Here is a 22,040-nt window from a genome sequence, read left to right on the forward strand (position 1 = left end):
GCATAGTATTTAGTAAGGTTATTTTGCGCTTAAATAAAGGATATGTCAGCAAAAAATGATGATCAAAGGCATATAAGTTATACTCACGTTTTTATCGCCTAGCTGTGCAGTTAAATCGCTGTTTAAAAACAACGAAAGGACACTTATGACCGCGTCATTAATTCAATCACTTGAACAACATTTTGGTTTCAGCCAATTTAGAACAGGGCAACAACAAACTATAGAGCAGCTTTTAAATGGTCAATCGTCGCTGGCGATATTTCCGACCGGCTCGGGTAAATCGTTGTGTTACCAACTCACCGCATTGCACTTACCTAATTTAACGCTTGTGGTGTCGCCACTGCTTGCCTTAATGAAAGATCAAATTAGCTTTTTAAATAGTAAAGGCATTTATGCAGCTAGCCTTGATTCGAGCCAAGATCAAATGCAAAGCAGCACCGTAATGAACGACGTGCGAAACGGCAAAATTAAAGTATTAATGGTCTCGGTTGAGCGATTTAAAAACGAGCGTTTTAGAGAGTTTATAAGTCAAGTGGCACTTTCAATGCTGGTGGTAGACGAAGCGCATTGTATATCTGAATGGGGTCATAACTTTAGACCCGACTACTTAAAGCTACCGCGTTACCGCGAAGAGCTTAATATTCCTTTAGTGTTGTTGCTTACGGCAACGGCAACTAAAAAAGTAAAGCGCGATATGGCCGAGCGTTTTGCTATTGCACCTGAGTGCATTGTGCAAACGGGCTTTTACCGCGCTAATTTAGATTTAAGCGTGTTGAGTGTTAAAACCGCCGATAAAAATACCGAACTTGCCAATATTGTACGCGCGCAAAGTGGCCCCGGGATTGTGTACGTAACACTGCAGCAAAGCGCCGAGCAAGTCGCTAATGTATTAACCGCGCAAGGCCTGCAAGCAGTGGCTTATCATGCCGGGCTTGAAGATACGCTTAGGTGGCAAATTCAAGATGATTTTATGGGCGGTAAAATTAATGTTGTAGTGGCAACCATCGCCTTTGGTATGGGCGTTGATAAATCGGATATTCGTTTTGTTATACATTACGATTTGCCTAAATCGATAGAAAACTACAGCCAAGAAATTGGCCGAGCAGGGCGCGATGGTAATCCGTCAAACTGTTACACGCTTGCTAATTTAGACGGGCTCAATACGGTAGAAAACTTTGTATATGGCGACACGCCAGAGCTTAGCGGTATTGAATACGTAATTAACGATATTCGCCAAAGCCACCAGCAATGGGAAATGCAAGAGTACAGCCTTTCAAGCGAAAGCAATATTAGACAATTGGCCCTTAAAACCTTGTTAGTACAGCTCGAAATGCAAGGAGCAATAACGCCACAATATGCGTACTACGCCGATTTTAAATATAAATTTTTGGTCGATAAAAATGAGCTACTTAGTCACTTTGACGAGCAACGCCAAGCATTTTTAACACAAATATTTAGCCACACCGATTTTAAAAAAATATGGGGCACGTTAAATTTTGACTCCCTTACACAAGCTGCGCAGGTTGATCGCAAACGCGTGGTGGCTGCCCTTGACTACCTAGCCGAAAAAAACCTAATAACGCTTGAGACCAAACGTATTACCCAAGTATATAAAGTGCATGGGGGGGTTATAAATAATCCCGAGCTTGCGCAGCAACTTCACGACTACTTTACCGACAAAGAACAAGCCGAAATTAAACGTATAGCTGCACTGATACGCTTTTTTGAGCTGCAAAGTTGCTTAAGCTATAACTTAGCGCGCTATTTTGACGATCAAAATGCCCCTGAGCAATGTGGGCATTGTAGTGTGTGTAGAGGTCATGCGGTTAAGCTTGAGTACTCTATAAAGCCTGCGCACATTGATGAGCAACTTATTTATCAAAAAGTAGATGAGTTTTTAGCGCATATGGCAGATAAAAATCATCAAAACGTGGGTGTTGAAACCCAATGCCGTTTTTTAGCGGGGATGAGCGTACCGTTATTTACGCGCAATAAAGTACGCCAGCTGAGTGGCTTTGCATTGTGCGAGCAGATGCGTTACGGCGATATTAAAGCAAAACTACTAGCGCGTTAAACTAGTTACTGTATCATAGTGGCTTATTCAAAAAAGTAAGCCACTATGCCGCATATTGTTATTCCCGTTGAAAATATTACGACTACCCCAGAGCCCGTTACGTGTGCTAACTGCCAAGCCTGTTGTTGCCAATTAGAAGTGCGCATAGTAACCGACACCGGCGTGCCTTTTAACTATATAGCATACGATAAATGGGGCAGCGAAGTAATGAAACGCGCTGACGACGGCTGGTGCCAAGCACTCGATCGTAATACGCTTATGTGTTCTATTTACGAAAATCGGCCATTAGTGTGCCGTGAGTTTGAAATGGCCTCAGACGAGTGTATTACCGAGCGTGATTTAGCGGGTATATAGTTATCTCGTTTAGATTAGTTAACTAACCTGAGCTCTGGTTAAGAGATTTACTAACATATTGAATCATGGTGATATTTAAATTTATTTTCTCTAGCCAGAGATTTTCAGTGAAAACAAGGCGAATTTACGCGTCAATAGCTGGCCTATTGCAAGTAAATTCAACGCAGTTAGCGCTGAAAATAGCTGCTAGAGATAGATTTATTATCCAGAGTTCAGGTTAACTAGGTTATCCCTACATATAACTATTGCTACCTACAAAAAAGGGGCTTAAAGCCCCTTTTTAAATTGCTGTAAAACGCTAAACACTTAAACTTTAAAGTAACTAATATACTTTTTGAGTGTGCCCGACAGATCCGCTAATGCCACCGCTTCTTGTGCGTTACTATTTAACGACATACTGGTTTCTTTCGACATATTAGCAATTTCTTCAACGCCGGTACTTATTTGTGCCACGGTAGCTACTTGGGTTGATGTTGCCTCAACAATTTCCAGCACGTTATGTAATGAGTCGTTAGCTTGTTGTTGTATTTGATGGAGTAACTCGTTTGCTTCGTGGGTAAGCGTTAAACCATTTTCTACTTGCGGTACTGTGGTTTCCATCGCGGTTACCGATGCTTGCGTGTTTTCTTGTACTTGCAAAATCATTTTTTCAATATCGCCCGTTGCATCGCCAGTACGCTGAGCAAGTTGCCTTACTTCATCAGCAACTACTGCAAATCCACGACCAGAATCGCCCGCTCTGGCGGCTTCAATCGCGGCATTAAGTGCTAATAAATTAGTTTGATCAGAGATACTGCGGATCACACTTAAAATATCACCGATATGCTTTACGTGCTCTTGCAGTACATTTACTTGGGTAACTGTTGCTTTTACCGTAACAGAAATTTGTTCTATCTCAGCCGCCACTTTTTGTACTGCTGAACTCCCTTGCTGAGATAACTGCGCTGTAATTTTTGAATTGTCTTCAGTTTGTTTGACTGAGCCGGCAACAGAATTAATGCTTCTGCTCATCTCCTCTAAACTACTCACAGCTGAATTTATATACGTCACTTGTGTGTCGGCAGCGCTAAGTGCTTGTTGAGAACCCGATGCCACGCTTGCAGAGTGGGTCGATAGCTCTTCAGATGAATTAATTATACTATCGACAATGGTTTTTAATTTACTTTGCATTACGCCTACAGAGGCCATCATGCTATTAGGGCAACACGAATGAACATCTGCGGTTAAATCGCCTTGGGCAATAAGTGCAATTACTTCTGCGGCTTCTTGCGGCTCGCCACCTACCGAGTTTCTGATCTGTTGGCTAATAACATAGGCAACGCCGGCACCGATTAAAGTGGCAAGCGTTGTTAATAAAATCATCCATATTCTAAATGAGCTAGCTACTTCGCGGGTCTCGATAGTTGTCATTTGATTTGCTTGTTCTTGCAAGTTTATAAACTGGTTTATGGTATTAAGCCATTGTGTAAATGCTGGGCGGGCATCCGTTAATAAAACGCTCGACGCTTGATTTAAATTACCTGCTTTTTTTGCACTTATTATGGTTTTGATTAAAGGCTGAGTACGTTGCTCTATTTGATTGATTTTTTTAATTAGTGAGCGTTCTTCATTGGACATATTGGCAGTGAGTTGACTCATGGCACGACTTGATGTTTGATAAAAAGCGTCTAGTTCTTCTATATCATTAAAAACTGTACTTAAGTCACTTTGGTCAGTTATTAAAACAACATCACGAACGGCAATTGCTCTGTCGTGTACACTCCCTCTATAATTTATAGCGTAACGTTGCTTTACTGAATTCACATCGGTCATTTGCGTAATATTGTTATTAATAAGACTAACGCGTGAAATTCCGATAATTGTTAAAATAAGCATCATCGATAAGATCACACCGAACCCTGTGGCTAAGCGCATATTTATGGTCATGGTTTGTTCCAAATGTGAGAAGTACTGACTTTGTAGGCCACCAGTACAATTAAGAAAATTTTATAATAATTAGTCCATTATGCACTATAGGAACAGTATTTAGCACAACAATCCGCTTTTTTTGTAAAATATATGTATATAAAATGAGGGCCTGTTCACCTTTCAGGATTAAAATATGTTCTATTAGGTGGCGATTTAATTGCAGAGCTATAAAAACAAAAAAGAGGCCTAAGGCCTCTTTCAGTTATCTGTGCTATGCCATTGACTAGTCGTATTTGGCTTCAAGTTCGTCAGCCGTATGAAATTTTTCATGACTTCGTAACTGTTCATCGTATTTAACCAGGTTTTTAAAGTGCGCTAATTGACCTGAGTTTTTAACAATTTCAACAATAAACGACATCATAAAATCGGCGCCGGTTAAGGTGTCGCCCACTAAATAACGTTTACCTTCTAGGCGGTCGTTAAAGTAGCTAATTACTTTAGCTGTTTCAGCGTCTGCATAGCCCTCTAAAAACTGTGTTTTAGCACCGTCTTTTAGTACAAACATTTTAAGTAAAAGCGGTAAAATTGCTGAGCTTTCTGCAAAGTGCAGCCATTGCTGGTAGTCAACGTAATCAGCTGTGCCTGCTTGTGGAGCAAATTTGCCATTACCATATTTAGTAATAAGGTAGTCGGTAATAGCGCCTGATTCGGTCACAATTAAGCCGTCGTCTTCAATTACCGGCGACTTACCAAGCTGATGAACATGCTTTAGTTCGTCAGGAGCTAGGAAGGTGTCTTTATTGCGCTGATAAGCGACAATTTCGTAATCAACATCTAGTTCTTCTAAAAGCCAAATTATGCGTTTAGAACGTGATTTATTTAAATGGTGTAGTTTGATCATGTCTGTCCTTGCAGGCTTATAAAGCGCGATACTTAATAAGCCGTTTAAAATTAAAGCGGCTGGTTGATTTTAACCACTGTTTTACCAAAGTTTTTACCGCTGATCATATCGTTAAACGCGCTAACTGTGTTTTCGATACCTTCTACCATGTGTTCGCGGTATTGAATTTTTCCGTCTTGTAGCCATTTTTGCATGTCTTGTGCAAACTCGTCGTAACGATGGCCGTAATCATCAAAAATAATAAAGCCTTGCATTTTAATACGCTTAGTAAGCAGTTGGCCCATTAACATACCTAAACGGTCTGGACCCTCTGGCAAACTCGTTGCGTTATATTGCGATACTAAACCGCACAGTGGTACGCGTGCGGCTGTGTTAAGCAAAGGTAATACGGCGTCGAATACTTTTCCGCCCACATTTTCGTAGTAAACATCAATACCCTTGTCGCAGGCTTTTTCTAGTTGCGCAGCAAAGTCATCTGCTTTGTGATCAATACACGCATCAAAGCCTAGCTTTTCAACTGCGTGGGCACATTTTTCGCTACCGCCAGCAACGCCCACTACTTTACAGCCTTTAATTTTAGCTATTTGACCAACCGTTGCGCCCACTGGACCTGTTGCGGCTGCGACTACTACGGTTTCACCTTCTTTTGGTGCGCCAATATCAAGCAAGCCCATGTAAGCTGTAAAACCAGGCATACCCATTATACCTAACGCGTACGAAGGGTTTGTAGGCTCTTTTCCTAATTGCATTAAGCCTTCGCCGTTGGTAATGGCGTAGTCTTGCCAACCTGTGTAGGCAAGAACCCATTCGCCTTTGCTAAACGTATCGTTTTTAGACTCTTCTATTTGGCACACTGTCGCACCAACCATGACATCGCCAATATTGACAGGATCAGCGTACGACTTGGCATCGCTCATACGGCCACGCATGTATGGGTCTAATGATAAATAAATAGTACGCAATAACACTTCGCCATCTTTTAATGCAGGAAGCTCTACCGTTTTTAATTCAAAGTTTTCATTGCTGGGCGCGCCGTGTGGGCGTGATTTAAGAGTAAGTTGGCGACTAGTTGTAGACATAAAATCTCCTATTAATATAAATAAACTACTTATCGAATGTTTACGCTTTTGAAATTGTGTTCAGCTAAACAAGAATGCGCGAATAAGCAGTATGAATATGTACAATGCGTACCTTAATACAGGAGTTTTGGGCGGATGGTTGATAATTCAACCCTAATGAGTGGAGTATTTATTCTAATTCGAATTTTAAAGCTGAGCTTTAAGTAGTAAGTACCTCTATTACTTTGTTTTAAAGTCCTCTAATATAAGCAAGATATGATACCTGTTTAAGATACCTTTATGCATCCACACATAGCCGCCCTTTATAATAGTGCCCAAAAGCCAAGCCGTTTAATTATTGGTTTAATGAGTGGCACCTCGTTAGACGGACTCGATGTAGCGCTTTGTAGAGTAACGGGCGCAGGCTTAAATACACACATTGAGGTTTTAAATTTTACCACCGTTGATTACAACGACGATTATAAAACTAAAATAAAACAGGTATTTGCTAAGCGAGAGTGCGATTTAGAACTTGTGACTTTACTGCACCCGTGGGTAGGTAAGCATCATGGCACACTGGTTAATCAGTGCTTAACTAAGTGGAATATAAACCCAGCCGATATAGACGTAATAGCCAGCCACGGGCAAACAATTTATCACTGTCCGCAGTCGCAGCATAATCATAAAGACTTTAATAACGGCACCTTACAAATTGGCGACAGCGATCAAATAGCGGTTACTACCGGCATTACTATTATTGGTGATTTTAGGCAAAAACACATAGCTGCAGGAGGTGAGGGCGCACCACTGGCGGTATATGGCGATTATCTGTATTTTTCGAGCGCAGCCGAAAACCGTATTTTGTTAAATATGGGGGGGATAGCGAATCTCACGTACCTACCTAAATGTGGTAACTCAAGCGCGGTATTTAGCTCAGATATTGGCCCTGGTAATACTATTATGGATGCTTACGTGCAGCGTTATTTTTGTGATATGCATTACGATAATGATGCTGCGCTTGCAAAAGCCGGTACGCAAAATAAATTGCTGTTAGAAGCGCTATGCGACGATGCATTTTTTAAGCTCAGCATGCCTAAAACCACAGGGCCTGAGATATTTAATTTAGCGTATTTAGATGCGGCTCAAACTCGCTCAAATACACATAACTTAAAACATGACGATATAATGGCAACGCTTAATGCATTTACTGCTCATGTTATTAGCAAAGCAATAAATGAGTGTGTTAAAAACGCGCCAAACTGTGTGGTATATGCAAGCGGCGGCGGAATACATAATCCATTATTAATGGAGCAGCTACAGGCGTTTTGCCCTGCGGTAAAAGCGTTTAAAAATACCCACGCACTCGGAATCGATCCAGATGCTAAAGAAGCTGTACTATTTGCTATTTTAGCAAACGAATGCCTAGCAGGAGAGCAACAGCACCTAAATAATACAACGCAAGGTATTGCTGGCGTTACTATGGGCAAAGTAAGCTTCGCTGATTAATAACTTATCAGTGTTACAGGAGTGCAATCAGCATTAAAACAGTGATAAAAACGTAGATCCCATACTCGTAAAATAGCGACGAATACCTTGCGGTTTAGTGCGCTCTACATTAATAAATGGTGCGCAGTAACCTTGTTTAAATGCCTTAATATGCATATCAAATTGTAAGCTGTTTTTTAAAGTTGCGTGCTTACCATGCAGCATCAATTGCATTACAAAACACTGGCTTTGTGTAATTTTGCTCAAAGTAAGATTTACGACACCTCGTTCAAGATCCGCATTCGTTAACGTGTGCTCAGTAAAATACTGCGCGCCACGAGCACTTGGATGTGTAGCGCTAAGTGAAATAGTATCATCTTCATGCGCTGCATCAGGCAGCATGCATTGCAGCGCAATGTTATGTGTTTCATTGGCTTGTAACGAAAGCTTTTCGTATTCCATGGTGTGGCTCATGGCCGCAGACATTGGATCTTCAAATGATTGCAGCGCAAATGTTAGTTGCACTAAAGGTGTGCTCATCTTACTTTGTCTTCTTGAGTCTATATATTTATCGGATAGAAATTATCCACTATCAAGATTACAGAATTATGACTCTGATAGTATAAAAACTACGCATTAAGTTGATTTGATCAAAAAGGATCTTTCTTGTCCTAGGGCCTGTTGACCTTTCAGGATTAAAATTTGTTCAATCTAGGGGCGATTTAATCGCGGCGTGAGGTTTGTAACCTATGGGCTAAGTAAAAACCGAGCAACAAAGAGTAAATTGCCCCTAGGCAGAACCCAAAGGGCAGCGCATGTTTGGCATTTATGCTGCGTTATCGCCTATTTATGGGGAGTAACCACACTACATAGGCTCTGCCTTGCCTAAATACCAAACAGTCTGCTGCAAATTTAACCTCGAAAGATAAACAGGCCCTAGGGCGTGTTGACCTTTGTGGATTGAAATTTGTTCAATCTAGGGGCGATTGAATCGCGGCGCGAGGTTTGTAACCTAGTGGGCTAAGTAAAAACCGAGCAACAAAGAGTTAATCGTCCCTAGAAAGAACCCAAAGGGCAGCGCATGTTTGATATCTATGCTGCGTTATCGCCTATTTATGGGGAACAACCACACATCACAGGCTCTGCCTTGCTTAAATACCAAACACACTGCTGCAAAATCAATCACGAAAGGTCAACACGCCCTAGTTTGGAATCATTTCTCAGGCATCAGCAATAGAGAATCATATCCAGCAGGGCTAGAGAGGAGCTGGCAATATGTCTTATTTGGGCTTTGCTACTCGGATTTAGAATTGCATCCTAAATCATAAATAAGTTTAAATATCAGTTTGTTAAATCTAATTAATAAAGGGGGCCACTATGCATATCGCGATTATGGGTTTACGTTTGAGTACTTGCAAGACGATCATGAGTGAAAGTCGTACATTGAGTAAGTTAGTTGTTTTATTAATCCAAACCCTGTTTAACAAAATATACTAAGCAACCTATGGATCGCTAGACGCAATAGCTATGTTTGCATCTTTATACAAACATGAGTTCACTTATCTTTTTGAAAACTTATCAAGCTTATTCGCTATGGCTTCAATACAAACTTTTACGCTTAAAGGCAGATGTTTTTCGTAGGGATATAATGCATAAACATGATTTATTGGTAAGGTTAAATGGGGAAACACTTCAACTAAAGCAGGTTCAACTGAACTCAACTGAAAATCAGGTATTAAGCCAATACCTGCGCCCTCTTTTATTAAGGCTAAACAGGAATAAAAAGAATTTGATCTACATTGTGCCGTTGCTTCAAACACAATAAGCTTACCTTGATTATCACTAAATTCATGGCTGATTCTCTTACCTTGCCACGTATTAGCTATGTACATAGCGTTATTTATATCTCCTTGTGTAACAAGGTTATGGCGACCACAAAGTACGTCTCGGAATTGACCTATTCTGCGTTGCTTAATATTACTTGTTTGAGATCGCCCCACCCTGATCGCTAAGTCGATATTATCAGACATTAAATTAAGATGATCATCACCGCTTATAAGCTCAGGTTTAAGCAATGGATATTTCTTAAGCAAATCACCAACAGCGGGGGCAATAACAACATCCATTAACGCATTAGGCGCAGTAATTTTAATATTCCCTTGCGGCACTTCTACTGAATTTTTTGCTTGCTTCCAAGCAATATCAGCAATTTTATTCATTTCTCTACATGATTGATAAAATGCCTCTCCTTCGTTAGTAAGTATGTGCTTCCTTGTTGTGCGTTTAATTAACAACACACCAAGTTCTTGTTCTAGCAACTTTAAGTGCTGACTAACAACCGATTTTGATAATTGGAGCGCTTGCGCAGCATTGGTGATCGATCCGGTTTCAACGATATGGGCAAATATCGACATATGACGTAATTGATTCATGATTATTGTCCGTAAAAACAGAACTATTAATTCTATTGCCTTTGTATATAGATGCAAACAATAGTTCTATTATCTATTCACAAGATAACAATGAGTAAGTAATCATGAGAAAGACAGTTTTAGCATTATGCAAAGAAGGTTCAGAGTCTTGGAAAGTGGCTTTTAATAATAAAGATGCTGCTGGTTGCGCGCAGCAATATACTAAAGATTCGGTAATGACAGCCAAGCCGATTGGTGTATTTGAAGGAATAGAAGACATTCAAACTTGTTGGCAAAATATTATCGACCAAGGTTTTGCTAATGTTGAGTATACGAATATTAAGTGGGAAGCTGCTGGTGATAATGGTTATATTCTATCGTCTCAATGGACAATGAATAAAGCCTTTGGTGTTGTTCATAAAGAGCATTGGGTGATTGATCATGACGGTAAAGCTCGTATGATTTCTGATGAATTTGAAATACTTGGCGAAAGATAAATAAAAGAAGAAGTTAGGATGACACCTACCTAATTACTACAGGAATTGTCAATGAGACGACAGCTGTTTATTAAAAAAGGTAAATGACTCAGCTGCATTTAGCCTGTTTTCCTTTTAATAAAGTACAAAATATTGCAAACAATAAAGGTATGAACAAATTGACCTTGCGGGGTTAAATGAAAGTGAATACCTTTACTTCACACTGCGGTATTTGTACTGCCTTGTTTATAATAGTGAACGAAAAAGTTAGGATGACACCCATTCAAAGAAGTAAAAAAAGGGATAAACAAGACATCCATCCTAAATTTAGCCTCCCAAAACGCGAATCAAAACAACACTCTTTTTATCTTCTGCTAAAAAATACAGTAACCGATTGAAGCAAAATAAAAACTCAGCTATGGTTTGTTGATCAAAAAAGACAATAAAAAGCGAGTTATGCTACAGGCTTGTTATATTTTTTATGTTGGAGTATCTAAATGGCTCAAGGCAAGAATAAGAAATTACTAATCAAAAAGACTCGTAAAGGTAATAAAGGTTTCCCTATAGCAACGATCGCTTTTTATGGTCCAAACCGTGATCTTGCATCAAAAGCAGTATGCGCAATTATAATGCATGAAGGTGCAGCTGCAGAACCAATGAAAAAGTGGTTTGCTTCAACAGACTTGAGAAAATCAGAACTGGTTATGAGTGAAATACTGAATTTCATTGATGCAAATGGAGCTAAATCCGTTAGCATGATCCAAGAAGTAATTGGTTGCCCCCATGAGGAAGGAATTGATTATCCTGTAGGTTGCTATTGTCCTGAGTGTAATTATTGGAAAGGCCGAGACCGATTTAGCGCAGAGATGGTGCATTAATTAAAGTTAGTAAGTTAGGATGACATCCATTCTAACTATTACAGAAATCGCTAACTATAACAGTGGTATCTAGTTAAAAATTACAGTTTCACTCATTCCAATTACACATACACCCCCTCCCTTGAAGTCAAAAGGAGTTAGTTTATAAACGTCAAAATTGATACCTTATTCTATTATCACATTTCACTGTAATGGTGCGCCACAATTTTGCTAAAAAGCAAAGGTGCTGAAATATATTCGAGCTATTGCGCAATTTATATTTGGCGTTATGCCTAATGAAGGTTAAAAGTAAAATAACGAGCCACTGATTTTAATACAAAAAAAAAGAGTGCTAGCTGGTACTTATATATTGAGTGTGGGGATCAAATCTACATTACGTATATAAAAAATATAAACCTTAACTATGGTTAATAGGCATAAGTGCGTTTTTGAGATTGGGATTAGAATTAAAGGCAATAAAAAAGAGCTTAAATCAGCTTTTTATTGCCTTGCAGTTAGTCGTGCTTAAAACACTGAACGAAATGAAGAACGACCTGAAGAGCGACGAGCATTACGGCGGTGGCGCATGCGGCTGTGTAGTTCACGACGTTTTGCGTCTAGCCATTCATCACGCGTAATGGTTACGTTACCATTGCGACCTTCTTCACGACTACGGTAGGCACAAAACTCTTCAAACGCTTCTACGTCGTCGCTAAATTCACCAGCGACCAGTTCAATCATAATTGCGTCATCTAAAAAGCCCAGTACGGGTATGTGATCAGGCACTAAATCTTCAGGATCACTGAAGTAAGCAAGCGCACTTAATATTTCTACGCGTTCATCTTCTGGAATTTGCCATTCAGCATCTTCAATCATTGCGACAAACGTTTCTAATTTTTGAATACGAAGGCGTACAAACTCAGGTACATTGTCTTTAATGTTTAAGCTGATTTTTTTTGCATTATTAATTATTACCTGCTCACTGAGTAATTTTGCACCTTGCTGTGCTTTACGCATTACATCACGAAAGTGTTCTAAATCGGTATCTGATAATTCAAACTTAACTTCAAACGCCATTATAATTCTCCTGTATTGGTTATATGGTCACAGCAAATCATCACTATGACAGACAACATTATCAATAGCTTATTGTCAATGTTGAATTTAGCAGATACTTGAGCTAGCAGCACGCTTAATAGTTGGTTTTGTATAAAATATTTGTAATGTATATGTTACATCGTGCTATTGTTTTGTGCATTGCTCCATTAATAGTTTAAATAGTCGTAGTGAAATTATGTCCCAAGAAAGTCAGGTAGTGAATGTAAATGGCTCGCTTTCTTCACACGAAGAAGTATCCGTTATTAACGAGAGTGCAGCGGTTAAAGCGGCTCCTAAAAAGCATTGTGATAATTGCCACCAATCAGTTGAGGGAGGTTTTTGCTCTAATTGCGGGCAGTCACTCGACTCCACGCTAAAATATTTTTGGGTGGTTATTTTACATCTACTCGATGATATTTTTAGCTTTGATTCTCGTGCGAGTCGTACTTTATGGCCATTAATATTTCGCCCTGGCTTTTTAACAAATGAGTATTTTGCTGGCAGGCGAGTGCATTACGTGCCGCCACTACGGCTGTATTTGTTCATCAGTATTGTGTTTTTTTTAACCCTAAAACTAACCGTTTCGGGAGAAGACAAACAAACCATTGAAATTAATAATAACAAAGCTGCTATTAGCCAAGTGACTGAGTATATTAAAACGCTTAATGAAAAAAAATTACAAGCTCAGTCAACGCCTGATGATCAAACAATGGTGAGTATTGATGCTGATTTGGCGAGATTTAATCGCTATTTGAGCGATTTAAAACTTGATATTTCTGTTGCTGAAAATGCCAAACTGGTGAGTACAACCCGACAGCTGGCTACCATAGAGCTGGAGCGCGTTAAGTTAAGAACAAATGACAAAAGCAATGATATTACTATTTCAAACAATGCTGATGGTAGTTTATCATTTGATTTTTTATCAGATGAAAGTAATAAAAAGCTCGATGATTTTGCAAAAAAATTAGCAGAAAAAGCAAAAAAAACCTTTACCACAGACACAAACCGTTTGATCAATGAAGTATTAGGCAAACTCCCGCAATTAATGTTTGTACTTTTACCTCTATTTGCCTTGTTATTGAAGGTGGTTTTCATCTTTTCAAAGCGCCTTTATATGGAACATTTAACCGTGGCATTGCATAGCCATAGCTTTATTTTTATCAGCTTTTTATCAATCGATATTTTGGATGTAACACATGACCATGTTATAGCGCTGGGAGGTGGGGTTGCTACTGCTGCGGCCAGTATTTTAGGATTCATTGGCTTTGCCTTACTGATATGGGTACCTATTTACTTGTTTATTATGCAAAAACGTATTTATAAACAAGGTTATATATCAGCGTTTTTTACTTATGGCTTTGTCGGTATTATTTACTTTATATTGATGGCATTAACGACGTTTGTGGCAGTCGTTTGGGGTCTAACAGAAATTTAGCCTTTTTATCAATAGGTCACTAAAATACACCTGATAGCGCAGTGCAAATAACGTGACCTTAAATTTATATATTTAAATAACTACCTTTAGCTAAACATTTTACCTAAAGGTTTTAGCTAATCGACCGATATATTGTTTAATAGGGCTTAGCGATTAAGGATAATCATGGTTAATAATATACTTGGCAGTCATGCTAACTTAAGTACCTTGCTTGCCCAATCCGTCAATAATGCAAATCAAACAACACCACCTACTAGCTTACAAGCCACTGCCAATTTAGAAGCAAATGCCCAAAAAATCACCGATGAGCTGCTTGGGCAGTTTAGCGATGAAAAAGTAGGGCAAGTTCTTAATCAGCAACTAACCTCGTTATTGACTATTTCAAGCACACCTAGCATTTTAAATTATAAACTCTCCGATGAAGAACTCGCCTTACGCACAGTCATAAGCTCTCAGCAAGAAGGCTTATTGAATAACGAAAATAGCACTAAGTTAATTGAACGCTTAAATACATCGGTAAAAAATATTCAAGGTGCGTATGCCAGTACAAGCGCTATTTTGTCGAATTTAGGACAACTTGGGCATAAGCAACAGACGTTTTTAGCTTCGAGTCAACAACGTGTTGAGCGCTCGCTTAATCCTTTTATGGAAGACTTGAACCGCAAAAATTACGAAAATAGTGACAATTACCTATTTGAATTATCGGTAAAAACAAAAGAAGGTGATGTTATCAATATCACTTTTAACTCTGCGCAAGGTTACGATGAAAACACCGGTGAAGCGACCGATGACTTTAGCTTAAGTTACGAAGTGAATGGGGATTTATCCAAGGCTGAACATCAGGCATTAACTCAGGTACTTTCGGGTGTAGGTGAAATGGCGGATGAGTTTTTTAAGACTAAACAAAGCTCGCACAGTAGTTACGTGCCTTTAAATCAAACTGATATAAGCCTCGATTTTTTAACCGGTTTTAATCATCAACAGTTATCTGGTTTTGATGTGTCTTTTTCAACAACTGACGGGGAAACTATTCTACCCTCAGAAAATAATCTCAATTTGAGCTATAACATTGACGCAGCATCCAATCAGCAAGCGCTTGTATACAAATCAGAAAGTGGGCAAAACGAAGTCGATTTTACGTTAGATATGTCTACCTTTGGAGGGCAAGACATAAACCAAATGCAGCAATATATCACCACTTTAGATAAAAGTTTAGAAGGCAGCCGGCGCAATAGCTTTGATGAGACCAACGACTCAGCATTTGGTCACAAGGGCGATGAAAAAATGAAGCAAGGTTTTGCTTTATTTAAAGATGCGTTTACTAGCATGTCTTCTGCGGCTGAGCGTTATAGCCGTATTGAGTCGGTTGCGTCGCAGCAATTTACTAATGGTCGCGAGTTAGTTTCGGATTTGGTCGATAACATGATCACAAACGATCCGCGTTATCAAGGACTTGGCAGTAGCGAAAAAAATACATTGGGTGCAGGTATTTCTAAGTTAGCCGATTTTGATGCAGCGTTTTCTTTTGCTATGGATCGTGGAGATTATCAGCCAAAAAGTAGTATTGAGTTAAGCCAAGCAACAGAGCAAGAAAAATTAGGAAAATTTAGCGGTGTAACTCAAAGTAAAAATGCCAGTACGCGTTTTGATTATCAAGATAGTCACCCAAATACTTACGATAAAAAAGAAAGCTATAACATTGGCACTGCGGTTAAAAATAATGAATTAGTAGGGCTTGATCAGTCTTACAAAGCGGATGTGGATAAAAAAACGTATCAATTCAATCCCGAGAAATCTCAATATGAGATAAAAATGGCGCTAAAAGAGCAAACTATTAGCGAAAGTAGCATTCGCTTTATCAACGATATATGGCTTGAAAAAAACCAAGATAGCTACAGCATGGATAAAAAAGAGCGCATTAATAGCAATAGTACACAAGACGAATTTAAAAGAACGAGTAGCCATTCTCATAGCAAGCTAGTAACACTAATTGGTGATTTAGATAAGCTGGCAACAGATAAAAATGTAAGGCGTGAATATTTAACTAATTTATCACAAGTGAACTTCTTCATGGATAAAGAAAATTAACTACCGCTCTATTCACTCACTGCGCAATATTGGGTATAGTCGTCACATTACTCCTTTTAAAAAAGTAACCTTATGTTTAAACAATTAATTTTGTTATTCGCTTTGGGAATGCCACTGATAGCCGGCGCTGATACGGCCCCGTTTTCTGGCGGTATTACAGCGGATACACTGCTGAGTGAACACAATAAATTTAGCGAACAATACAAGGCGTTTACGCCAACGGCGCAAGATATAGCGCTAATGCAAAAATTAGCAGGTAAAGAGCTTATTGTATTGTTCGGCACGTGGTGCCACGACAGTCAGCGCGAAGTACCAAGACTAATTAAGTTACTTGAAGAGTCTAAAGTAAAACTTGCAAGCATTGAATACGTGGCTGTTGGTTACAACAAGCAAGACGATTCAGGCATTGCACAGGCGAACGACTTACAATACACCGCTACTTTTATTGTTAAGCAAAATGGCAAAGAGTTACTGCGTGTAATTGAAAAGCCAACGGGTACATTGGCGCAAGATTTAACGCAGGGTTTGTAGATTCTACTTGGTTATATTTGTCTTACGGTTTTGACTGATGGGTTTATATTTAAGCTAAAGGTTGCTATGAGCGAAAAGCAGATATTCAGGTGAGTCGTCATTAGTTTAGTAAGAATAAGAGGACACTTTCCTCTTTTTTACATGTTTATATAAATAACAGAAAGAATAATATTTATAGCTGGCAATGATTTAAACTGTTTGCTATTAATGTAAGTTCAAAAAATAAGGACGTTTTCGCGCTAAAATAGGGAAAGTATCCTCTGATAAGTTGTTGAACTAAGCCGCTACGCGGAGATCCTATTCTGACCATTTGAGCCACACTTACCTTGGGGTTATCCCATATTTGGAGGTAAGTCATGAATACACTCATTGAACAAGTCAAAACTGAAATAGCCTACCGTGGCTATTCACAAAGTACCTGTAAAAGTTACTGTGAGCATTTGCTTAAACTCAGCCATTATTTTAATAAACCACTCGATTTAATTACTGATGATGAGCTGAATACCTTTTTTAACGATCCCGCTATTCGAAAGCTCTCCAGAGCGAGCCAGAAAATACAAATAAACAGTATTTGGTTTTTGTTTAAGAATATTTTACACCGCCCACTGAACTTAAATATCGCACTGCCAAAAGCAAAATTGCGCGCACCCACGTATTTATCGCGTGATGATATTCGTCGACTTATAGAAAGTTGCACGGATATGCGCTTAAAAACATTGATAGTGGTGTGTTATGGGTGTGGTTTGCGTATTGGCGAACTGCTGCGTATTAAAGTGCAAGACATCGATGGACAACGTAAAACCATTTTAATTGAACATGGTAAAGGAGATAAGTCACGCTATGTTGTTGTATCAGACAGTGTGCTAAATCAATTACGTTGCTATTGGAAAATGTATCACCCACCGGGCTGGATGTTTTATTCTCGATGGTTAATGGATAAACCCATGTCACCCTCAAGCTTCAGAAAGGCATTGAAAAAACATACACAAATGTGTGGTTTAAAGCACTGTAATCCACATGTATTACGCCATGCTTATGCAACACATCAACTTGAGTTAGGGATGCCGCTTCATCAACTTCAACATCAGCTTGGCCATAGTGATATTAAAACTACGCAAAGTTACTTACACTGGTTACCTGAGTTAGGGCATGGCGGCATTGATTTACTCGCAAGTTGGGCTAAACAATGAGCGCTTTGCATCTCGCTGATATTTTAAACTCACATCTTGAGAATTATCGGCAACATCATACGGTGAGCTATCAACAACTGCGTGTCTGTCAGCACCTGCAATCATGCAGAACAGGTCAGCTCGGTTACCAAGCATGGCAATGTGATAGCTGTGGTGAAGTACAACAAATTGGATGTAGCTGTCGAGATCGTCACTGTCCACGTTGCCAAGGCATGGCCACGGCTAAATGGGTGCAAAAACAGCAGGAAGATTTATTACCGTGTCGGTATTTCCACCTTGTTTTTACACTCCCTCATGAGTTGAATATCATTGCGCACTATAACCCAAACGCGTTGTATCAGTGTTTATTCAAAGCCACATGGCAAACGCTGAGTAAATTTGCGAAACGGAAAAAGCATGGCCAGTTAGGCATGACTAGCGTGCTGCATACGTGGGGGCAAAACTTAAGTCAGCATATTCACCTGCATTGCTTGATACCCGCAGGAGCGCTTGGTAAAGCACAATGGCACGAAATAGAAAAAGGTTATTTATACCCAGTAAAAGCATTATCAACGGTCTTTAGAGGAAAAATGCTGGCGGCGCTCAATGAATGCGATAGTTCATTCGCGAAGATAAGCACCCCGACTAAATGGTGTGTTTATAGCAAAGCCTGTTTAACGTACAGTGAAAAGTTAGTCAGTTACCTTGCACGTTATACCCGAAAAGGCGTGATGTCAGAATCACGGCTGGTATCAGCGAATGAACAAACAGTGAGTTTTAAATACCGTGATTATAAAGATAATAACCGGAATAAGGTCATGACACTGAGTTGTGACGAATTTTTACGGCGTTATTTACAACATATATTGCCCAAAGGGTTTATGCGCATTCGCCACTATGGATTTTTAGCCAATGCATGTCGTAAACAAAAGTTAGCGTTAATAAGGGCTCAAGAGTCACACATATGTAAACCAGTGAAGCCAAAAACAGAAAAAGATCCATTGATACCACATTGGCCCTGTCAATCATGCAAAGTTGGCATCTTGCGATTTATTGGTATAGCAGAGTCGAATGCGGCAACCGTTAAAACAGAGCGAACGAGTTAGCGGGCTAGCCTGCTAAATAGAATCAATGAGTTAACCTGCTTAATTGTTCAGGCTAGTAGCGGCTGTGTGAGTAAAAAATATCATTGCTTAACGGTTAAATATTAGGTTTAATAGGGACATAATAAATGCTGAGCAACGCAGGGAAAGCTTAAATTATAATAGGTAAGCTTATTAAATTAGCTGATTTAGCTAGAGCCTCTAAAAAGCAAATTCCCATAGCATAAACAACACCAACTCTGACACACCGAGCAGGTAGCGCCTCAGTCCAACAAGCGATTATGCAACACAAACTGCGTGTCGCATAAATACTAAAGTGTTATACATTAATTGGAGTCATCACATGATTGAAGGAAGCTGTTGTTGCGGAACAGTTCGGTTCGAGCTGACTGAAAAGCCCAGTATGATGGGCATGTGTCATTGCAGCCGCTGCCGTAAAGTTGGGGCAAGCTCATTGGCATTCGTTAAATCCGAGAAATTTAAAATTACTGCTGGCCGCGACAAAATAAGCACCTACAAGGCTGAGCCTCCGTATAAATATGACCGATGCTTTTGTTCAGTATGTGGCACGGCGCTTGGTGAAGTTCTGTCGGGATTGGATTCTTTCCCCATCAACGCAAATTGCATAGATAGTGAAATAGAAATCGAGAACACATTTCACGAGTTTGTTTCTGAAAAGCCGAGCTGGTTCAAAATCGGCGACAATGCAAAACAGTTCGAGGAACATCCGCATGAGTAATCGGCAAAATGTATAATCGGGTAGCCGGAGGTCTCTAACCTCCAGCCCCCACACCACCCATCATGCGGGTCCGCAATGGGCGGTTCATCTCCCGTAATGAATATTGATCCAAATATCTTTCAATGACACTAAACCTTGTGATGCTAAATAGTCATTACCTAGCGCAATGTTAATTCCTTTTGTTTTTGAGCTTCTACAAGGGCCTTTACTGGTGATACCACAGGCTATGGCGAGTCGCTCGCTAACACCCAATTTCATTAAACTGCGTACTTTGGTACGTGCTATACCTGATAAAGAGCGCCACTGCCGCCAGTAGCACATCCTTATCCTACGGCGGATCCAATGATCTAAATCCACTGTTAGTTGATAAGCGTTGGCTATTAGGTAGTAGTGTCCCCAGCCACGTAAATACTGTGTGAGTTTATGAATTTGTAGGGTCATTGAGAACCCCCAGTTGCGGTTAGTGAGTTCTCTTACATTTGCTTTAAATTTCTTTAGCGCCTGTTCGTGAATTTGCACTTGACCGTAACGAAAGGTAAACCCGAGAAATTTCGAGCCTGTTACTGGACCGACTCGACTTTTCGATTCGTTCACTTTGAGCTTTAATCGCTTAGTGATGAACGCAGTAATTTCCCGTTGGATTATGAGCCCTTCGCTTTTCGTTTTTACTAAAATGATTATGTCATCAGCGTAACGTGCAAACTTAAGGTGTTTGTAGGTTAGCTTCTTATCTAATTCATCGAGTAAAATATTGGAAAGTAAAGGGGATAATGGCCCACCTTGAGGGACGCCTTTGGTTGACTCAAACCACAGACCTGTTTCGCGCTCTGCTACTCCCGCTCGGAGGTATTTACCAAGTAGGCGCATGAGTGCTTTGTCTTTGATTTTACGACCAACACGATTCATCAGCATGTCATGGTCTACTTCATCAAAGAACTTAGACAAGTCGATATCAACCGCTGTTTTATAACCTTGTTTAACACAAGATTGAACATGGTTCACTGCTTGACTGGCTCTTTTATGAGGGCGATAACCATAACTATGTGGTGAAAATAGAGGCTCAAAATAAGGGCTAATCACTTGAGCAATGGCTTGTTGGATCACTCTGTCGATAACAGCAGGGATCCCAAGCATTCGCTCACCGCCATCAGGTTTGGGTATCATCACGCGTTTGACTGGCAAGGGTTGATAAGTGCCGCTAAGTAATTGTTGTTTAATACCCAGCCAATGTAACTTAGCGAAGTCATTAAATTCCTCAATACTCATATTATCAATACCCGCAGCCCCTTTATTGCGCTTAACATGTTGCCATGCTGCACCAATATTGTGGTTGCTCAGTACCCTTGCCATCAGGTCACGATCTGTTTGGTTGTATTCATTCGAGGTAAAAATAAACAAGACACCCAATCTAAATTTTGCACTTCCAATTAGAATCTAGGCACAGTTTTATTTGTTTAATTAGAATGGCTGTCAAGTTTAGGGCTAAGTTTAGGGCTATTCAATATTCTGAATCTATTTGTAGGCTGGTGGGATTATTAGTATTTGATACAGATGGTTACGATTCATTCTAGCTCTACATTTAATTTTGTGTCATCAGTTGGTTCTTGCCAACTTTCATAATATTTACAGAGAGTTGCACGCTAACGCGTTTCTGTCCATTAACTATTTGAATTAGTGACTGTCAGATTTGGTCAAGCTCCAAAAATCAAATATGACAGTTTAAGTTAAGACTTTTTCAATTAGACCTTCAGTCAAAGAGCGTAGTTAACGCCTTTTAAAGTAAGAACTAAACTTCTGATACTTCCTCAAAGGAAATACCTGTATAGCATTTCCCATGGATTGCGCAGAACAGGTTATTTAGTATATCGTCATCACTTTCTTGATTGTCGCAACAAAAAATTTCAGTGTGATTGTCTTGTGGGATCTTGAAAGTAGTAGCATTTGTTAGCTTGTCTTTGAAAAAAACAAATTCGACTAAATTAAGTTTTATGGCCCCTGTATTTATCAGGTATGTGCTGTTTTCATCATCTAATGCATCTATTGACGTGGTGACATTTAGAGCATACCAAGTTTGTCCATCTACGCTAAATGGAAGGAACTCACCTATACCCTCAAGTATATCAGCAAGTTCCTCCGCAACATCTTCTCTAAAAGCAAATGTTGCCATTCCTATATAAGCAATATCGGGTATAGGCTCATTGCTGTCTTTTTCAAAATGAGCATTAAAATTCATTAGCTTTCCAGCCAAAGTATCCCCATGGAAATCCCATAAGTCAGACTGATATACCGTAGACTCTGGATACATTAAGCGATACTTCGTATCTGGACGTAATTTATATACTTTCATATTCTA

At 39.6% G+C, this 22,040-nt stretch carries 19 protein-coding genes; 11 read left to right on the top strand and 8 right to left on the bottom strand.

What is annotated here, in order from left to right; translation table 11 throughout:
• The first annotated feature begins 145 nt into the window (after positions 1–145).
• Entirely contained in the window at positions 146–2,074 is a 1,929-nt protein-coding gene (locus tag ACJJVZ_RS00755) for an ATP-dependent DNA helicase RecQ (protein ID WP_405597262.1), read from the top strand.
• 45 nt (positions 2,075–2,119) lie between these two features.
• Positions 2,120–2,428 carry a YkgJ family cysteine cluster protein gene (locus ACJJVZ_RS00760; protein ID WP_273047953.1) on the top strand — a complete coding sequence of 103 codons (309 nt, stop codon included), beginning with the start codon at positions 2,120–2,122 and terminating at the stop codon, positions 2,426–2,428.
• A 306-nt stretch (positions 2,429–2,734) separates the two neighbouring features.
• Here the strand turns inward: ACJJVZ_RS00760 and ACJJVZ_RS00765 are convergent, their stop codons facing one another.
• From ACJJVZ_RS00765 to ACJJVZ_RS00775, 3 genes are all read right to left on the bottom strand, one after another.
• Positions 2,735–4,354, bottom strand: coding sequence for a methyl-accepting chemotaxis protein (locus tag ACJJVZ_RS00765; RefSeq protein ID WP_138586282.1), 1,620 nt, complete (start codon positions 4,352–4,354; stop codon positions 2,735–2,737).
• Between the two features lie 265 nt (positions 4,355–4,619).
• Entirely contained in the window at positions 4,620–5,237 is a 618-nt protein-coding gene (locus ACJJVZ_RS00770) for a glutathione S-transferase family protein (RefSeq protein WP_138586283.1), read from the bottom strand.
• A 50-nt stretch (positions 5,238–5,287) separates the two neighbouring features.
• On the bottom strand, positions 5,288–6,316 hold the full coding sequence (locus ACJJVZ_RS00775) for an NADP-dependent oxidoreductase (protein WP_405597265.1): 1,029 nt from the start codon (positions 6,314–6,316) through the stop codon (positions 5,288–5,290).
• 279 nt (positions 6,317–6,595) lie between these two features.
• On the opposite strand from ACJJVZ_RS00775, the gene ACJJVZ_RS00780 reads away from it, so the two are divergent.
• Positions 6,596–7,801 carry an anhydro-N-acetylmuramic acid kinase gene (locus tag ACJJVZ_RS00780; protein ID WP_405597267.1) on the top strand — a complete coding sequence of 402 codons (1,206 nt, stop codon included), beginning with the start codon at positions 6,596–6,598 and terminating at the stop codon, positions 7,799–7,801.
• Between the two features lie 33 nt (positions 7,802–7,834).
• On the opposite strand, the gene ACJJVZ_RS00785 is transcribed toward ACJJVZ_RS00780, so the two are convergent.
• Together ACJJVZ_RS00785 and ACJJVZ_RS00790 are read right to left on the bottom strand one after the other, a co-directional pair.
• Positions 7,835–8,320, bottom strand: a complete 486-nt coding sequence (locus ACJJVZ_RS00785) for a hypothetical protein (RefSeq protein WP_077535490.1) — start codon at positions 8,318–8,320, stop codon at positions 7,835–7,837.
• Positions 8,321–9,339: 1,019 nt separating this feature from the next.
• Positions 9,340–10,212 carry a LysR family transcriptional regulator gene (locus ACJJVZ_RS00790; RefSeq protein WP_405597269.1) on the bottom strand — a complete coding sequence of 291 codons (873 nt, stop codon included), beginning with the start codon at positions 10,210–10,212 and terminating at the stop codon, positions 9,340–9,342.
• A gap of 104 nt (positions 10,213–10,316) precedes the next feature.
• On the opposite strand from ACJJVZ_RS00790, the gene ACJJVZ_RS00795 reads away from it, so the two are divergent.
• Both ACJJVZ_RS00795 and ACJJVZ_RS00800 read left to right on the top strand, forming a co-directional pair.
• Positions 10,317–10,688 (top strand): isochorismatase, encoded by a 372-nt coding sequence (locus ACJJVZ_RS00795; protein ID WP_138586287.1) that lies wholly within the window; start codon positions 10,317–10,319, stop codon positions 10,686–10,688.
• Between the two features lie 476 nt (positions 10,689–11,164).
• The gene (locus ACJJVZ_RS00800; RefSeq protein WP_273049681.1) at positions 11,165–11,545 is read left to right on the top strand and encodes a hypothetical protein; all 381 of its coding nucleotides are present in this window, start codon (positions 11,165–11,167) and stop codon (positions 11,543–11,545) included.
• 504 nt (positions 11,546–12,049) lie between these two features.
• Here ACJJVZ_RS00800 and ACJJVZ_RS00805 read toward each other — a convergent pair.
• Positions 12,050–12,601, bottom strand: coding sequence for a YkvA family protein (locus ACJJVZ_RS00805; RefSeq protein WP_182703072.1), 552 nt, complete (start codon positions 12,599–12,601; stop codon positions 12,050–12,052).
• 217 nt (positions 12,602–12,818) lie between these two features.
• Here ACJJVZ_RS00805 and ACJJVZ_RS00810 point away from each other — a divergent pair, with 217 nt between their 5' ends.
• The 6 genes from ACJJVZ_RS00810 (at position 12,819) to ACJJVZ_RS00835 (ending at position 19,687) form a co-directional block, all read left to right on the top strand.
• Positions 12,819–14,057: a DUF3667 domain-containing protein gene (locus tag ACJJVZ_RS00810; RefSeq protein ID WP_405597272.1), complete on the top strand. Its 1,239-nt coding sequence runs from the start codon at positions 12,819–12,821 to the stop codon at positions 14,055–14,057.
• Positions 14,058–14,222: 165 nt separating this feature from the next.
• Positions 14,223–16,145 carry a hypothetical protein gene (locus ACJJVZ_RS00815; RefSeq protein ID WP_405597274.1) on the top strand — a complete coding sequence of 641 codons (1,923 nt, stop codon included), beginning with the start codon at positions 14,223–14,225 and terminating at the stop codon, positions 16,143–16,145.
• 72 nt (positions 16,146–16,217) lie between these two features.
• A complete protein-coding gene (locus ACJJVZ_RS00820; RefSeq protein WP_273049687.1) occupies positions 16,218–16,676 on the top strand; it encodes a thioredoxin family protein in 459 nt (152 codons plus the stop codon).
• Positions 16,677–17,032: 356 nt separating this feature from the next.
• Complete coding sequence (locus ACJJVZ_RS00825) at positions 17,033–17,866, top strand: tyrosine-type recombinase/integrase (protein ID WP_405597276.1); 834 nt, start codon at positions 17,033–17,035, stop codon at positions 17,864–17,866.
• Positions 17,863–18,951, top strand: coding sequence for an IS91 family transposase (locus ACJJVZ_RS00830; RefSeq protein WP_405597279.1), 1,089 nt, complete (start codon positions 17,863–17,865; stop codon positions 18,949–18,951). Before ACJJVZ_RS00825 ends, ACJJVZ_RS00830 begins: the two co-directional genes overlap by 4 nt.
• 340 nt (positions 18,952–19,291) lie before the next feature.
• Positions 19,292–19,687, top strand: a complete 396-nt coding sequence (locus ACJJVZ_RS00835) for a GFA family protein (RefSeq protein ID WP_405597282.1) — start codon at positions 19,292–19,294, stop codon at positions 19,685–19,687.
• 84 nt (positions 19,688–19,771) lie between these two features.
• On the opposite strand, the gene ltrA is transcribed toward ACJJVZ_RS00835, so the two are convergent.
• Positions 19,772–21,085: a group II intron reverse transcriptase/maturase gene (gene ltrA, locus ACJJVZ_RS00840; protein ID WP_405597284.1), complete on the bottom strand. Its 1,314-nt coding sequence runs from the start codon at positions 21,083–21,085 to the stop codon at positions 19,772–19,774.
• 388 nt (positions 21,086–21,473) lie between these two features.
• Positions 21,474–22,034: a hypothetical protein gene (locus ACJJVZ_RS00845; protein ID WP_405597287.1), complete on the bottom strand. Its 561-nt coding sequence runs from the start codon at positions 22,032–22,034 to the stop codon at positions 21,474–21,476.
• Between the last annotated feature and the right edge of the window lie 6 nt (positions 22,035–22,040).

It is taken from the genome of Pseudoalteromonas sp. Ld19, assembly GCF_045064135.1.
Lineage (GTDB): Bacteria > Pseudomonadota > Gammaproteobacteria > Enterobacterales > Alteromonadaceae > Pseudoalteromonas > Pseudoalteromonas aliena.